12 protein-coding genes are annotated in these 14522 nt (G+C 49.4%); 8 read left to right on the top strand and 4 right to left on the bottom strand.

The window, feature by feature from the left end:
• Positions 1 to 27: 27 nt before the first annotated feature.
• The 3 genes from kdpA to DXD04_RS06735 form a co-directional block, all read right to left on the bottom strand.
• Positions 28 to 1734 carry a potassium-transporting ATPase subunit KdpA gene (gene kdpA / locus DXD04_RS06745; protein ID WP_117671989.1) on the bottom strand — a complete coding sequence of 569 codons (1707 nt, stop codon included), beginning with the start codon at positions 1732 to 1734 and terminating at the stop codon, positions 28 to 30.
• 30 nt (positions 1735 to 1764) lie between these two features.
• Positions 1765 to 1845 carry a K(+)-transporting ATPase subunit F gene (gene kdpF / locus DXD04_RS06740; protein ID WP_117672085.1) on the bottom strand — a complete coding sequence of 27 codons (81 nt, stop codon included), beginning with the start codon at positions 1843 to 1845 and terminating at the stop codon, positions 1765 to 1767.
• 315 nt (positions 1846 to 2160) lie between these two features.
• The gene (locus DXD04_RS06735) at positions 2161 to 3489 is read right to left on the bottom strand and encodes a sigma-54-dependent transcriptional regulator (RefSeq protein ID WP_117671987.1); all 1329 of its coding nucleotides are present in this window, start codon (positions 3487 to 3489) and stop codon (positions 2161 to 2163) included.
• Between the two features lie 427 nt (positions 3490 to 3916).
• Between DXD04_RS06735 and DXD04_RS06730 the strand changes: the two genes are divergently transcribed.
• The 8 genes from DXD04_RS06730 to DXD04_RS06695 all read left to right on the top strand — a co-directional run bounded on the left by DXD04_RS06730 (position 3917) and on the right by DXD04_RS06695 (position 13987).
• On the top strand, positions 3917 to 4525 hold the full coding sequence (locus tag DXD04_RS06730) for a thiamine phosphate synthase (protein ID WP_007563828.1): 609 nt from the start codon (positions 3917 to 3919) through the stop codon (positions 4523 to 4525).
• A 92-nt stretch (positions 4526 to 4617) separates the two neighbouring features.
• A complete protein-coding gene (locus tag DXD04_RS06725) occupies positions 4618 to 5556 on the top strand; it encodes a ribose-phosphate pyrophosphokinase (protein WP_117671985.1) in 939 nt (312 codons plus the stop codon).
• Between the two features lie 130 nt (positions 5557 to 5686).
• Positions 5687 to 7324, top strand: coding sequence for a B12-binding domain-containing radical SAM protein (locus DXD04_RS06720; protein ID WP_117671983.1), 1638 nt, complete (start codon positions 5687 to 5689; stop codon positions 7322 to 7324).
• Positions 7325 to 7567: 243 nt separating this feature from the next.
• On the top strand, positions 7568 to 8803 hold the full coding sequence (locus tag DXD04_RS06715; RefSeq protein ID WP_117671981.1) for a hypothetical protein: 1236 nt from the start codon (positions 7568 to 7570) through the stop codon (positions 8801 to 8803).
• 26 nt (positions 8804 to 8829) lie between these two features.
• Positions 8830 to 9420: a condensin complex protein MksE gene (locus tag DXD04_RS06710; protein WP_117671979.1), complete on the top strand. Its 591-nt coding sequence runs from the start codon at positions 8830 to 8832 to the stop codon at positions 9418 to 9420.
• Entirely contained in the window at positions 9404 to 13060 is a 3657-nt protein-coding gene (locus DXD04_RS06705) for an ATP-binding protein (protein ID WP_117671977.1), read from the top strand. Before DXD04_RS06710 ends, DXD04_RS06705 begins: the two co-directional genes overlap by 17 nt.
• Before the next feature lie 227 nt (positions 13061 to 13287).
• Positions 13288 to 13584 (top strand): type II toxin-antitoxin system HigB family toxin, encoded by a 297-nt coding sequence (locus DXD04_RS06700; RefSeq protein WP_117671975.1) that lies wholly within the window; start codon positions 13288 to 13290, stop codon positions 13582 to 13584.
• Positions 13585 to 13621: 37 nt separating this feature from the next.
• Positions 13622 to 13987, top strand: coding sequence for a helix-turn-helix domain-containing protein (locus DXD04_RS06695; protein WP_117671973.1), 366 nt, complete (start codon positions 13622 to 13624; stop codon positions 13985 to 13987).
• 193 nt (positions 13988 to 14180) lie between these two features.
• On the opposite strand, the gene DXD04_RS06690 is transcribed toward DXD04_RS06695, so the two are convergent.
• Entirely contained in the window at positions 14181 to 14519 is a 339-nt protein-coding gene (locus DXD04_RS06690) for a hypothetical protein (RefSeq protein ID WP_117671971.1), read from the bottom strand.
• Positions 14520 to 14522 lie beyond the last annotated feature (3 nt).

Below are 14522 nucleotides of genomic sequence, written 5' to 3'. Positions count from 1 at the left end.
TCAATGATACGTTTCAGTATTTTTCTCTTATAAACTAAAGTGTTCTGCAATTGTACTCAAGGCATGTGCCGGAAAGAATGACAAGGCGGCTACTATGAAAATCACTGCAAATGTCATGACACCGAAAGTCACGGTATCTGTTTTCAGTGTGCCGGCACTTTCCGGAATGTATGTCTTCTGCGCCAGCAAACCGGCGATGGCTACCTGACCCACAATCGGAATGAAGCGGCTCAGGATAAGCACGATGCCACAAGAGATGTTCCAGAACCAGGTATTGTCGCCCAGACCTTCAAAGCCAGAACCGTTATTAGCTGCCACTGAAGTAAATTCATACAGCATTTCGCTCAGGCCATGGAATCCGGGATTGTTCAGCCATCCCCCTTCGCTTTCCACCCATTCAGGTGCATGTACATACAGGTAAGCAGCCAGTGCCGTACCCACCAGAATCACAAACGGATGAAGAAGGGCCACCATGGAAGCCACTTTCATTTCACGGGCTTCTACCTTATGGCAGAGAAATTCAGGCGTACGCCCTACCATCAGGCCGCTGATGAACACTGCGATGATGATAAAGGTGAAATAGTTCATCCAACCTACGCCTACCCCGCCAAACCACGTGTTAATCTGCATATTCAGCATTTCAATCATACCGGAAACCGGCATGGTAGAATCATGCATGCCATTTACCGATCCGTTGGAAGTCACCGTGGTAGCCACACTCCACAAACCGGTGGCTCCGGCTCCCAGACGTACTTCCTTGCCCTCCATGGCTCCGTTATCCTGTGCAATACCCATGGCATCCATGCGCGGATTTCCTTTCATCTCTGCAGGCACGTTAACACATACCCCGATGAGGAATGCGGCCAGCATGACACAATAAATACTGTATCCCAGTCTCCTGCGCTTCACATAGAAGCCAAAGGCAAATACCATGGCCATCGGCAGAATCAGGATAGAGCAACATTCCACCATATTAGAAAGATATGTAGGGTTTTCCAGCGGATGCGAAGAGTTCACCCCATAATATCCGCCTCCGTTCGTACCCAGCTGCTTAATAGGAATGATAGCGGCAGCAGGCCCCTGCGACACATGCTGTGTAACCCCTTCGAGCGTCGTTATCTCCATCTTTCCGTCGAATCCCATCGGAGTGCCTTGCGTTATCAGTATAAAGCCCACTACCAGTGAAAGCGGCAGCAAGATACGTGTACAGCTCAGCACAAGGTAATTCCAGAAGTTTCCGATAGTTTTGGTCGTCTTTTCACCCAGCGCTTTCATAATGCCTGCCATGGCCGCCATACCGGTGGCAGCTGTAATAAACTGAAAAAGCATAATGACAAACAACTGCGTGAAATAAGTCAGGTTGCTTTCTCCGCTATAATGCTGCTCGTTACAGTTCACCATGAAAGAGATGCAGGTGTTGAAAGCCTGATGCACCGTCTGTCCGCCATTTCCATCTGGATTAAGCGGAAGACTGCCCTGAATCACCAGCAGTATCATACCCCAGATAAACCAGAACAGGTTCACCACCAGCAAAGCTTTCAAGAACTGCTTCCAGTTCATTTCTTCTTGCGGATGGATACCTGAGAATCGGAAAATCAGGTTTTCTACCGGCTGCATGAAATCCGACCAGACTTTTTCACCCTTATACACTCTCGCCATATATTTTCCAAGCGGATAGCTTAGCACTATCATCAGAACAATTTGCGCTACAACACCTAAAATTTCTGTATTCATAATACCCAGAATTAATCAATATCTACTTTATCAGAATTTCTCCGGCTTCACAAGCACATACATCAAATAGCCGAACATGATGACACTCACAATAAATAATGCGGTATACATAAAAGTTTCTCCTTTCAAATTCGTTCAAACCAGTCAATACATTTATAAAACAACCAGAAGCAGGCGAGGCCGCCTAACAAACAGATTAAAAATCCCACTGTAAATAGTTCCATAGTTTTTTCTTTTTTTCGATAAACAATCAGTTAAATTCACGGCATACGTAGGGCAAATGGTATGCCACAATTTAAAGGAGATTCATAATCAACTGATAATCTAATTGTTATAAAAATAGTAAAAGAAAAAGGCACAAAAAAAGCCTTCTCAAATTGAGAAGGCTCACTATTATTTTGAAATATCAAAATGATAAAAACATTCCTATACGGAAATATGATAAGCTTCTATTTTACGGTAAAGCGTGGCCAGGCCGATTTTCAGCAGACGCGCCGCTTCTGTTTTGTTTCCCCTGGTATATTGCAGCACTTTCGTGATATGTTTCTGTTCAATCACTGCCAATTCAAACTCTTCCTTACCCTGCTCTTCGTCCATTCCGGCACATTGCAAGTCAATCGGCAAGTCCTGCACGGTCACTTCTTCATCGCAGACAATGGCACTGCGCTCCATCACGTTCTTCAGTTCGCGGATATTCCCCCGCCACTCAGCTCCTTTCAGTATGTCCACCACCTCGGAAGTCATCCCCTTGATTTCTTTCTTCAACTTTGTAGAGAAGCGTTTCAGGAAAGTCTCTGCCAGCATTTCAATATCTTCTTTCCGCTCACGCAACGGAGGCAGATGAATCTGGAACACCGACAAGCGGAAATAAAGGTCCTCACGAAAATGCCCGTTCTCAATTTCCTTTTTCAAATCGCGGTTAGTGGCCGAGATGATACGTACATCCACCTTCGTTGGCTTGGTATCTCCCACCTTAATATATTCTCCGGTTTCGAGCACACGCAGCAAACGCGCTTGCAGGTCGAAGGCCATTTCACCGATTTCATCCAGAAAAACCGTACCGTGATTTGCCACTTCAAACAGGCCGGGCTTGTCTTTCATGGCTCCGGTAAAGGCTCCGGCCTTGTAACCAAAGAGCTCACTCTCCAGCAAGTCTTTGCTGAAAGCCGAACAGTTGATGGCCATAATAGGATACTGACTGCGAGGGCTCGCGTAATGGATAGCGTGGGAGAACACTTCCTTTCCGGTACCGGTTTCACCCGTGAGCAGCACCGGCACATCCGTATCGGCCACTTTCCGGGCCAGCGCAACCGCCTGCTTCAGTCCGTTGGAACTTCCGATAATCGAATCAAACGAATAGGATACGGGAGGAGCGACCTTTCCTTTCTTTTTTTCTACCTCATCCACCGCACGACTGATTGTCGGAATAATCTTGCGGTTGTCATCTCCCTTAGTTATGTAATCAAATGCCCCGTTCTTAATGGCCTGCACCCCATCCGGAATATTGCCGTGAGCGGTAAGCAGAATCACCTCCGCTTCCGGACGATGTTTTTTTATCTCCCGAATGAAATCGACTCCGTTTCCATCGGGGAGAAACACGTCACAAAGCACCACATCAAACGGTTGTGCTTTCAGCAGTTTCAATGCACTCTGGCAGTCACTCGCTTTCCACACCTTGTAGCCTTCCAGCTCAATCATGCGCGCCAGCAGGTTGCGGATGGGATCTTCATCATCAATCACTAAAATCTGGATCATATCAGTACAAATAAATCAGGAGGAGCCGAAAAATAAGCCCTCACCTATTAAATTATTGCAAAAATACGAAAATATCGACATCCGGTCCAAACATTCACGTTTTAGAGTGATAGATGTCCGAACTTTTGCAGAAGTAAGCCGTAATTTGTTGAATGATAAAAAATGAGACATACATTTTTTAAATAGCCCATAAATCATTAATTATCAAATACATAAAAAGCATTTATAATCTCTTTTCAAGATACCTTGACGTTTTAAGCAGAACACCGAAGCGTTTTGCATGAAACACCAAGGCATTTCAGATAAAACGCTCCGGCATTTCACTTAAAATGTCAAAGCGCTTCAGTCCCCTCAAAAATAAATATTCACAGGCATTAGGAATATTACAAAGACGTTACTAACTTTGCGCCACAATTTGTGTAACCGCATGAAGTTAATATTGATAACAACCCCTACTTATTTTGTAGAGGAAGACAAGATCATTACTACTCTGTTCGACGAGGGACTGGACATACTCCATCTGCGTAAACCCGACACGGCTCCGGTTTATGCGGAGCGTCTGCTAACCCTCATTCCCGAGAAATACCACAAGCGTATTGTCGTACACGACCATTTTTATTTAAAAGAAGAATACAAACTTAAGGGCATTCACCTGAGCCATCGCAATCCGCTGATTCCGGATAATTATACCGGACACGTAAGTGCATCCTGCCATACCTTCGACGAGGTGATGGCCGACAAGAAAATGTGCGACTACGTATTCCTCAGCCCGATATTCGACAGCATTTCCAAAGAAGGCTATGCATCGGCCTTCACATCGGAATCCATCCGTGAAGCTGCCGAGAAAGGCATAATCGACAAACGGGTCATTGCCCTGGGAGGTGTAGACGAAAACAACCTGCTTCAGGTGAAGGATTTCGGCTTCGGGGGAGCCGCTATCTTAGGAGGACTGTGGAACAAGTTTGACCCCGCTTCAGACTACAATTATCAAGAACTTATCGCTCATTTCAGAAAATTGAAGCGACTGGCCGACTGAGTCATTCGCTAAAATTCTGCCGGAAACGTTTGTCCGGCTTAAAGAAATGGCGTACTTTTGCAGAAAATAAGGCAATATTATCTATTTTTACAATGAGCGCAACATCACCTTTTAAGGTATTCTCTGGTACAAACTCGAGATACCTTGCAGAAAAAATCTGTAACAGCCTGGGCTGTGAACTTGGTAACATGAACATTACTCATTTCGCAGACGGCGAATTTGCAGTTTCCTATGAAGAATCAATCCGTGGACAGCATGTATTCCTGGTACAGTCCACTTTCCCTAACTCAGACAACCTGATGGAACTCCTCCTGATGATTGACGCTGCCAAGCGTGCATCAGCCAAGAGTATCATTGCCGTAGTTCCTTACTTCGGATGGGCTCGTCAGGACCGCAAGGACAAACCGCGTGTGTCTATCGGTGCGAAACTGGTAGCCGACTTGCTGAGCGTAGCAGGTATCGACCGTCTGATTACCATGGACCTTCACGCTGACCAGATTCAGGGATTCTTTGATATTCCGGTTGACCACTTGTATGCGTCTACCATCTTCGCTCCTTACATCCAGTCACTGAACCTGGAAGACCTGGTTATCGCTACTCCTGACGTGGGTGGTTCAAAACGTGCCAGCACATACGCTAAATACCTGGATGTGCCTTTGGTATTGTGCCACAAGACACGCGAAAAAGCAAACGTAGTAGCTTCCATGCAGATTATCGGTGACGTAAAAGACAAGAACGTAATTCTGATTGACGACATGGTGGATACAGCTGGTACCATCACCAAGGCTGCCGACATCATGAAAGAAGCAGGTGCACGCTCTGTACGCGCTATCGCTTCTCACTGTGTAATGTCTGGCCTGGCTTCTGAACGTGTACAGAACTCTCAGCTGGAAGAAATTGTATTCACTGACAGTATTCCTTACTCACAGCGCTGCGCTAAGGTAAAACAGTTGTCTATCGCCGACATGTTTGCTGAAACTATCCGCCGCGTGATGTCGAACGAATCTATCAGTTCACAGTACGTAATCTAAAAAACAGTACCGGGCATTTTCCGTAAAGGAAGGGTCCCGTCACCATAAAGGATTTGCAGTCCGGTTTCTCATCGGCTTGCAAATCCTTTTCCTTTGTCCTATTCATTCATCACTTGATTCCCGTTTACCCATGAAAATTCTCTGGCTCGACCTGAACAGCTCGTACGCTCACGCCTCACTGGCCCTTCCGGCCTTGCACGCACAAGTCATGCACGACCCGTCCCTGGAATGGGGAGTGGTGTCGGCTACTATCAACGAAAATCCGGGCATGACAGCCGGAGAAGTCGTACGTCAGGCACCGGATATTCTGGCAGCTACCTGCTGGCTGTTCAACCACGAAGTGCTCATGCACGTCATCAGTCGGGTGAAAGCCATGCTGCCCCGTTGCGTGGTGGCACTGGGCGGTCCGGAGTTTCTGGGACACAACGAAGACTTCCTGCGCACCAACCGCTTTGTAGACTGCGTATTCCGGGGAGAAGGTGAAGAGACTTTTCCGCAATGGCTCGCCTGCTGGCAGCAACCGAAGGAATGGACCCGTATCACGGGACTCTGCTTTCTGGATGCGGAAGGACAATACCATGACAACGGCCTTTCACGTGTAATGGCTTTCGACAAGCTGGTGAATCCCGAACAAAGTCCGTTCTTCAACTGGAGCAAGCCGTTCGTGCAACTGGAAACTACCCGCGGCTGTTTCAACACCTGCGCATTCTGTGTGAGCGGAGGAGAAAAGCCAGTCCGTACGCTTTCCGTCGAGGCTATCCGCGAACGTGTCCGATTGATTCACGAGAAAGGCATCCGTAACATCCGGGTACTCGACCGTACATTCAACTACCAGAGCCACCGGGCCAAAGCCCTGTTCGACCTCTTCCGTGAGTTCCCCGACATGCGTTTCCACCTGGAAATCCATCCGGCTTTGCTTTCAGAAGAACTGAAAAAGGAACTGGCTTCCATGCCTAAGGGACTGCTTCACCTGGAAGCAGGTATCCAAAGCCTGCACGAAGAAGTGCTTACCGTCAGCCGGAGAGCCGGCAAACTGGCCGATGCACTGGAGGGTCTGCGTTACCTCTGCGCACTGGACAACATGGAAACGCACGCCGATTTGATTGCAGGACTGCCGCTGTATCACCTTTCACAGATTTTCGACGACGTACGCACGCTGGCCGAATACCGTGCGGGAGAAATCCAGCTGGAATCTCTGAAACTGCTGCCGGGTACGGAGATGCGGCGCCGGGCCGAAGAGCTTGGCATCTGCTATTCTCCCCTTCCCCCTTACGAAGTGCTCCAGACCCGTGAAATCACCCCCGACGAATTACAGACAGCCCGCCAGCTATCGCGTCTGCTCGACGGATTCTACAACGCACCGGCCTGGCAGGAAATCACCCGCCGTCTGATTGTGGAAGAGCCCGGCTTTCTGACACGTTTCCTGGATCACCTGATTCAAATCGGGATCATCGACCAGCCCATGGGACTGGAGCGACGGGGTATCCTGCTCTACCATTTCTGCAAGGAGCACTACCCTCATTTCCTGACCGCCATGAGCCGGGCATGGATTGAAGCCGGCATGTCACTCAAGAAGGAGCCGGCCGAACGGGTACGCACAAAGCACGTCACTCCGCCCGAAGCGTGGACGGTGTGCACGGGTACGTACCGCGACAACCTCCGCCTGTGCAAGCTTCCTGCTTCCGAAGAAGGCCGCTGCTACTGGTACGGCTTCGAAACCGAAAGCCAGCAACTCCGCCCCGTATTTGCTGCTGTAAGTCAGGAATAAGCCTCCCGTTCCATCAAACAAGCACCATCATCTTTCATCCAGCCAGTACTGCCAAGGGAGTACTGCAGTACTTTCAGGGAAGTACTCAAGTACTGCCTAAGAAGTACTGAAGTACTGACAGGGAAGTACTGGAACCTGCTCTTTCCTCCCTGAAAAGCACTCCGCAAGAGGGGGAAAATCGCTTCGGAACATTAGGAAAATTGGCGGGCAAATTATAACTTTGCCTGAATTTTCAACTAGACTATGTATATATTCCGATCGATTCACGAAATTATCAATACCATTGCGGCGGCCAGGGGACTGCTCACGGAAATGTTCGAGAAACGAAAGATGCTGAGTTTCCGCTATTCCGACGCACTGGCACTGCTCAAGGACGATGAAAACCGGTTGAAACTGCTCATAGAGAAAGAAGTCATCCGCCAGAACGGCAACTTCGTGGAACTGGATGCCCGCTTCCTCGACTTTTTCGAACTGCTCCTCGAAGCGAACGAGGAAATCAACACGGCCATCATCGACGAGAACATTGCCTTCCTGCACGAACTGATGGACTACTACGAGAAGGAGCAGATTGCCTCGCGCAAGGAGAGCTATGTGCGCAACATCAAGATTACCTTCCAGAAGATTGCGCGTACCACCATCCGCAACATCATGAACCTGCAGAGCAGCATCGACAATGCGTTCAAGCACGAACCGACTTACCAGATAAAGATTGCCAAGCTGGAGAACCTGGACAAGAAGCGGATTCACATCCAGCAGCTGATTGATACCACCGAAAACCTCATCCTGCACGAGGAACGGCGGTTTTTCCAGCAGGCTACCGACGAGGAACTGAACCGCATCCTGCTGGAACTGCGTAGCGAACTCCAGCTCTCGGCCCACAGCCTCATCCGTGCCCAGCAGGACATCATCAACTACCTGAACCAGATTAAGAGCCAGGTGATTCTGGTAGAGAAAATCCGGAAGGTGAAGTACCTGCAAGACCAGTTTGAGCTGCGTTCGCGAAGCAACCTCTCGGAAGTGCTTGAAAGAGAACATTCCGTACTGGTGGAAGGCAACGTGCCGTCTTCGTTCAAGCTGTCACTGCCCTACCTGAGTACCGACGAGGCACGTCCTGTCATCCTGAAAGTGCTGCGCAACCTACAGTACCGCGAGATTATCCGCAGCAACGAGGCGGGCGCCTTCAGCGAGGAGGACATGGAATCGCAGGCCATGTACCAGGAGGTCATCGACCTGGAAGAAACCCTGAGCGACTACATACAGGCGCAGGCACAGGCCCGCTGGAACGATGCGTCGGCTCCGGAAGAAGACCTCTTCCACTACCTGATGCACTACACCTTCGCCCGCGAAGTGGACGAGCAGGAACGCACCACCTTGTTCTGCCAGATGGTGTCGCTCTACGAAAACCGTCTCCGTATCAGCGAGGAATTCGGCCTGTATCACCAGTACGAATATGCCAAGGTGTATCCGGCTAACTCGTAACCCACTCATCCCTATACATTTGACTTATGGAACTGAACATACATATACCTGACAATACTGCGGCCTTGTTCGACTGCCTCCAGAAGGGACAGTTCATCAGTTCGAACAGCTGCAACGAAGCCGTGCGCGACATGTACGACCAGATAGACGACCACTTCGAAGCGCTCTCGGTCTACTTCGCCCAAATCGGCTACACCCTGGAACGGGGCAACGAATACTTTTACTTTTCGCGCGTGGAACCGCGTACCACACTGGAACAGAAAATCATGCGTGCCTACTACTGGATTGACGTGCTCGACCTGTTCAAGACCTACGACGAGACTTTCGGCGCAGGATTCCGCTTCCAGCCCGAACAGATTCTGGTGGAGGCCAACATCAACGTGATGCTGCAAAACAAGCTCGACGGGCTGCGCAAGCATTTCTCCGACAAGGACGTGCGCAAGGACGTGCTCGACAACCTGATTCGCCAGCTCACCAAGGAATCTTTCCTGGAACTGGAGAACGAGAAGACCAACACCTACAAGGTGATGAGTTCCTGGCACTACCTGGAACGCCTGATTGAAAGTATCCAAATTTACGACGACACTGAAACGGAAGACAATGAGAAACCTGAATAGAATCATCTTTATCAACAGCGCCAACATTCCCTATGCCGACGACATTTACCTGGACGGGAATGTGCACTTCATCGGCACGCAGGGAGTGGGAAAAAGTACCGTATTGCGCGCCATCCTGTTTTTCTACAACGCCGACACCCAGAAGCTGGGTATCCCCGTAGAGAAGCAGAGCTACACGGAATATTACTTCCCCTACTCCAACTCCTACATCATCTACGAGGTAACCACCGAACAGGGAGCGTTCTGCATCCTGAGCTTCAAGTCGATGGGCCGCGTGTGCTACCGTTTCATCGACTCGCCCTACCGCATGGAATTCTTTGTCGACGAGAACCGCACGGCCTACAGCGGAAACGACCGTATCCGTGCCGCCCTCGACCAGTACGGAGTGGACTACTCACGCATCATCTATACCTACGACGAATACCGTAACATTCTCTACGGCAACGGGGCAGGTCCCGAAATGAGCCGCTACTCGCTCATGGAGAGCAAGCAGTACCAGAATATTCCGCGTACCATACAGAATGTGCTCCTCAACTCAAAACTCGATGCGGAGTTCATCAAGAAGACCATCATCTCGTCCATCAACGAAGACGAGACCGCCATCGACCTGAACACCTACAAGGAGCACCTGAAGAACTTCGAAACCCGCCTACGCGACATCGAAGAGTTCCAGAAACGCGAAACACAGAAACAGGCCAAGGAAATCACCTCCCTCTCGGCACAGGTATCACGCCAGCAGACCGCTCTCGTGCAGGGTTGCCGCGAACTGGCCGCCACCTACCGCCTTACCGAAAGCCAGTTGCCCAAGGCCGAGGAACAGAAGCACCAGGCTGAGAAGGCACGTACCGCCCTCCTCGCCCGCCGTCAGGAGTTGCAGGAACAGTCGCGCCAGCGATGCGACAAGATGCAGGAGGCACTGGCCATCCTGAACAATGAGTTGCAAAAGGCACAGCAGAAGGAAAAGGAATATGCCCGCCGCCAGATAGAAGAAATCATGGAGCGTTCGGCCCGCAAGGAGGAGTGGAAGAACAAGCAGCAGGGATTGCAGGAAGAGCAGCGCATCCTTACCTCGCACTACACGGAAATCTCTACCAAGTACAAGTCGCTCATCCAGAGCCTCGACGAACAGTGGAACCGCATCCATGAGGCCAAAATCAAGCAGCTAGAGGGACTGAACAACACGTTCAATGCCCGCATCGAAGAAGCCCGCCGTCAGCACGAAGCGGCTACCGAAGCGCTTTACCAGGAATACGAACAGCTCTCGCAGCAACTGCATCCGGAACGCAGCAGCAAGCAGAACGAACTGACCGCCCTCGACTACCAGATGCAGCTGTGCCGCAAGGAGACTTTCTTCGAAGCCGAGCAGGAGGAGCTGAAACACCGCATCCAGTCGTACACCGGTCTGCACATGAGCAAGAAGAACCGCATCAACAACGCCCAGCTCATCATCAAGGAACTCACGCTGAAGTGGGAAGAAGAGTTGCAGAAGGGACTGAAGGAGAAAGACGAGGCACTGATGCAGTTGCAAGCCGAGCACTTGCAACTCCGCCCGCGTATGGACGAACTGGAGACCTTCCTGAAAAACAGCAAGAGCACCCTGCAAGGCTGGCTCAAAGAGCACAAGAAAGGATGGGAAGAAAACATCGGTAAGCTGTGCGACGAGTCCATCCTCTGGCAGACCAACCTCTCGCCGAAGATTGTAGACGAGGGTACGTCGTTCTACGGCATCTCCATCTCCCTGCAAGACATCGAGCGCCACATCCGCTCCATCGACGACTATCAGGCGGAACATGACAAGGGCATCAAGCGACTGGCGGAAATTCAGGCTGAAACCCTCCGTCTGCAACAGGAGAAAGAGGCCCTGGAAGAGCAGTTGAAAGCCAAATACCAGCCGCGCATCAAGGAACAGAAAGACGTGATAGCCGTGCAGGAATACGAGCTGGAGAAACTGGAACAGCAGTACCAGAAGGATATGCTCGACCTGGACGACTGGAAGAAGAAGGCGGAAGCCGAACGTACTGCCAAACTCCGGAAACTGGAAGAGGAAAAGCAACGCATCGCCGCAGAACTGAAGGAAATTGACGGCAAACTGAACAACCTGAACCGCAAAAAGAGCGAGAAGCTGAACCAGCTGAAGCAGGAATGGAACCGAGTGCAGCAGGACATCGCGCACGAGAAGGATACACAGGCCGGCAGCATCCGCCTGGAGGATAAGGAAGAACAGCAGCGCATCGCCACGGAGAAAGCCGAATACGAGCGCCAGATGAAGCAGGAACTGCACTCGCAGGGGGCCGACACCGAACGTCTGCAACAGATTAGCAGTCAGTTGCGCGATATCGACCGGGAACTGCAGTTCATCAAGGAGCACGCCACCCTGCTCATCGAGTACCAGAAGGACAAGCGCGACCTCATCGACCACATTCCGGAATGGAAGCGTGAACAGGAGGAACAGAAACGCCAGCTCAGCCAGGAAAAGGACAACCTGCGACGGGAAACCTCGGGTTTGCAGGAGCAGATTGATGCCCTGAACAAGGAACTGCAGCAGGCAGAGAAGGAAGTGACACAGCTTCAGGCCAACCTGGAGGCGTACAGCAAGATTTCGGCCTACGACTGGTACAAGCCGCATCGGGATATTTTCAATCCCGAGAACCCCGTCACGCTGGAAATCCACACGCCGCGCACCTGCCTGGAACTGATTGACGAACTGGGCCGCACGGACAGCCAGTACATGACGCTGCAAAACCGTCTGCGCAAGGAGGTGAATCTCTTTACCGGCCACTTCGACGAGGAGAATACCTTCAAGTTCAAGACCAAGTTTACCGAGGACTGGGAGTACATCCGCTTTGCCGAGGAACTGCACGACTTTGTGGAAGAGAACAAAATCAGCGAATTCGTCCGCCGCATCAACAACGAGCACTCCGACATCTTCAAGCGCATCAGCATGGATACCTCAATGCTCACGGCTTCGGAAGACGATATTCAGGACCTCATCGGTCAGGTGAACAAGGGATTCCAGACGTGCAACTTCGTGGGCGTTATCCAGTGCATCGAAATGAAGGTGGAAGAAAGCAGCAACCGTGTGGTAAACTGTCTGCGTGCCATCCAGAAGTACTACAACGAGCATGCCTATGACCTCACACCGGGCACCAACCTCTTCTCGTCGGAAAACGAGCAGCTGGTAAAGCAGGAGGCCATCGCCCTGCTCCGCGACTTCATCAAGGAGATTCACGCCTACCGCTACGACAGCATCCGCCTGTACGACTCATTCGAGCTGCGTTTCCGCATCATCGAGAACAACAACGACACGGGCTTCGTAGAGAAGCTGTCGAACGTGGGTTCGGAAGGTACGGACATCCTGGTGAAAGCCATGATCAACATCATGTTGCTGAACGTGTTCAAGGAAGGGGCTTCGCGCAAGTTCAAGGACTTCAAGCTGCACTGTATGATGGACGAAATCGGTAAGCTCCATCCGAACAACGTGAACGGTATCCTGAAGTTTGCCAACGACCGGAACATCATCCTCATCAACGGATCGCCTACCGAACTGAACCGCGATGCCTACAAGCATGTGTACCTGCTTACCAAAGGAGCGCAGAGCAAGACACGCATCGCCCGACTTATTTCGGACCAGAAATTATAGGCTTTTCAACCTTTAAAACAGGGTTGAAAAAACGCCTTTGTGTTTTAACTTAAACGCCTTTACGTTTTAGGTAAAACGCAAGGGCGTTTTACTTTAAATGCACTTGCGTTTGAAAGCAAACGCTTAGGCGTTTTAGAAGTGCTTACCATGATTCCAAATAATAGAATTTTATTTTACAAATCAGAATTTTATTCTTATCTTTGCCACATGACAATCGAGTGAATCTAATGAGAATATTTACAGAACAAGCTATAAAAGAATATGCAGAAGCGCATCCTGATGCAAAAGTAGCTTTGCAAGAATGGACTACCATAGTTAAAAGAAGCGAATGGACTTGCTTTGCAGACGTAAAAAAGACCTTTAATAGCGTAGATAATATAGGTAATCAACATTATGTATTCAATATCAAAGGCAATAGCTACAGACTGATTGTAGTGATAAAATTCACTATAAAGTTCGTTTATATTCGTTTTATAGGCACTCATGCCGAGTATGATAAGATAGCTGATTGTTCAGTTTTATAATTAAACAGAATCGGCAATTACCGATCAACCAAGAGCCATGACAAAGATAGAAACAAAAGCTCAATACGATTGGGCAGTAAAAAGAGTTGAGGAATTACTTCCACTGGTTACAGATGAAACCCCTCTGGATAATCCTCACAGTATAGAGTTAGAATTACTTTCTAATCTCGTTGCAGATTATTCTGAGGAGCATTTCGCACTGGGAGAACCAACGCTGGTTGATGTCCTCAAACTTCGTATGTATGAGATGGGACTTAATCAGAAATCTTTAGCAAAATTAATCGGAGTCAGTCCTTCACGCTTGAGTGATTATATTTCCGGTAAATGTGAACCGACCTTGAAAGTAGCCCGCGAAATCAGCCAGAAATTGAATATTGACGCCAATATAGTACTGGGTGTTTAATATGAGTATAGAAAACAGAAAAACCGCTTAATTCACCATGGAATAAGCGGTTTTAAGTCGGAGCCGAAAGCGGGACTCGAACCCGCGACTTACTCATTACGAATGATTATCCAAGAATTATATAAAGCCCCTTTTTATCAGTTGTTTATAATTTAATTTAAGCTGAATAAGGATACTCATTAGAACATTTTTTCTACTTGAATGCCTTCCCTATCCTGTCACCGGATACCCAGCCATCGCCGAACTGGCAATTCTTGATGTCTACAATATAGACTCCTTTTATCTCCAGCCCTTTACCTTGTGCTTCTTCCAGATATGTACGTGCATAAGCATCAAAGTTTGCTCCAGAATAAGCGTCTACGGCAAGGATGAGAAAGTTCGCGTCGGTCAGTTCGCCTTTGTAGATTCCTATATCGGCATCCACAAGACTCTGAACGTATCTGTCTGCTTTATCCTTCTGTTCCTGGGACGGCTTGTTCCCTCCGCAGCCAAACAATGATATTGCCAGTATAATCAGCAGTATTTTCTTCATGGA

Origin of the sequence: Phocaeicola plebeius, assembly GCF_003437535.1 — a bacterium.
Lineage (GTDB): Bacteria > Bacteroidota > Bacteroidia > Bacteroidales > Bacteroidaceae > Phocaeicola > Phocaeicola plebeius_A.
This window is presented reverse-complemented; position numbering and strand designations above follow the sequence as displayed.

Excerpts from the sequence above, each read along its gene's own strand:
- DXD04_RS06730 (WP_007563828.1), top strand. The coding sequence starts at position 3,917 with ATGAAGTTAATATTGATAACAACCCCTACTTATTTTGTAGAGGAAGAC.
- DXD04_RS06700 (WP_117671975.1), top strand. The coding sequence starts at position 13,288 with ATGAGAATATTTACAGAACAAGCTATAAAAGAATATGCAGAAGCGCAT.
- DXD04_RS06715 (WP_117671981.1), top strand. The coding sequence starts at position 7,568 with ATGTATATATTCCGATCGATTCACGAAATTATCAATACCATTGCGGCG.
- kdpF (WP_117672085.1), bottom strand. The coding sequence starts at position 1,845 with ATGTATACCGCATTATTTATTGTGAGTGTCATCATGTTCGGCTATTTG.
- DXD04_RS06735 (WP_117671987.1), bottom strand. The coding sequence starts at position 3,489 with ATGATCCAGATTTTAGTGATTGATGATGAAGATCCCATCCGCAACCTG.
- DXD04_RS06710 (WP_117671979.1), top strand. The coding sequence starts at position 8,830 with ATGGAACTGAACATACATATACCTGACAATACTGCGGCCTTGTTCGAC.
- DXD04_RS06705 (WP_117671977.1), top strand. The coding sequence starts at position 9,404 with ATGAGAAACCTGAATAGAATCATCTTTATCAACAGCGCCAACATTCCC.
- DXD04_RS06695 (WP_117671973.1), top strand. The coding sequence starts at position 13,622 with ATGACAAAGATAGAAACAAAAGCTCAATACGATTGGGCAGTAAAAAGA.
- DXD04_RS06720 (WP_117671983.1), top strand. The coding sequence starts at position 5,687 with ATGAAAATTCTCTGGCTCGACCTGAACAGCTCGTACGCTCACGCCTCA.
- DXD04_RS06725 (WP_117671985.1), top strand. The coding sequence starts at position 4,618 with ATGAGCGCAACATCACCTTTTAAGGTATTCTCTGGTACAAACTCGAGA.
- DXD04_RS06690 (WP_117671971.1), bottom strand. The coding sequence starts at position 14,519 with ATGAAGAAAATACTGCTGATTATACTGGCAATATCATTGTTTGGCTGC.
- kdpA (WP_117671989.1), bottom strand. The coding sequence starts at position 1,734 with ATGAATACAGAAATTTTAGGTGTTGTAGCGCAAATTGTTCTGATGATA.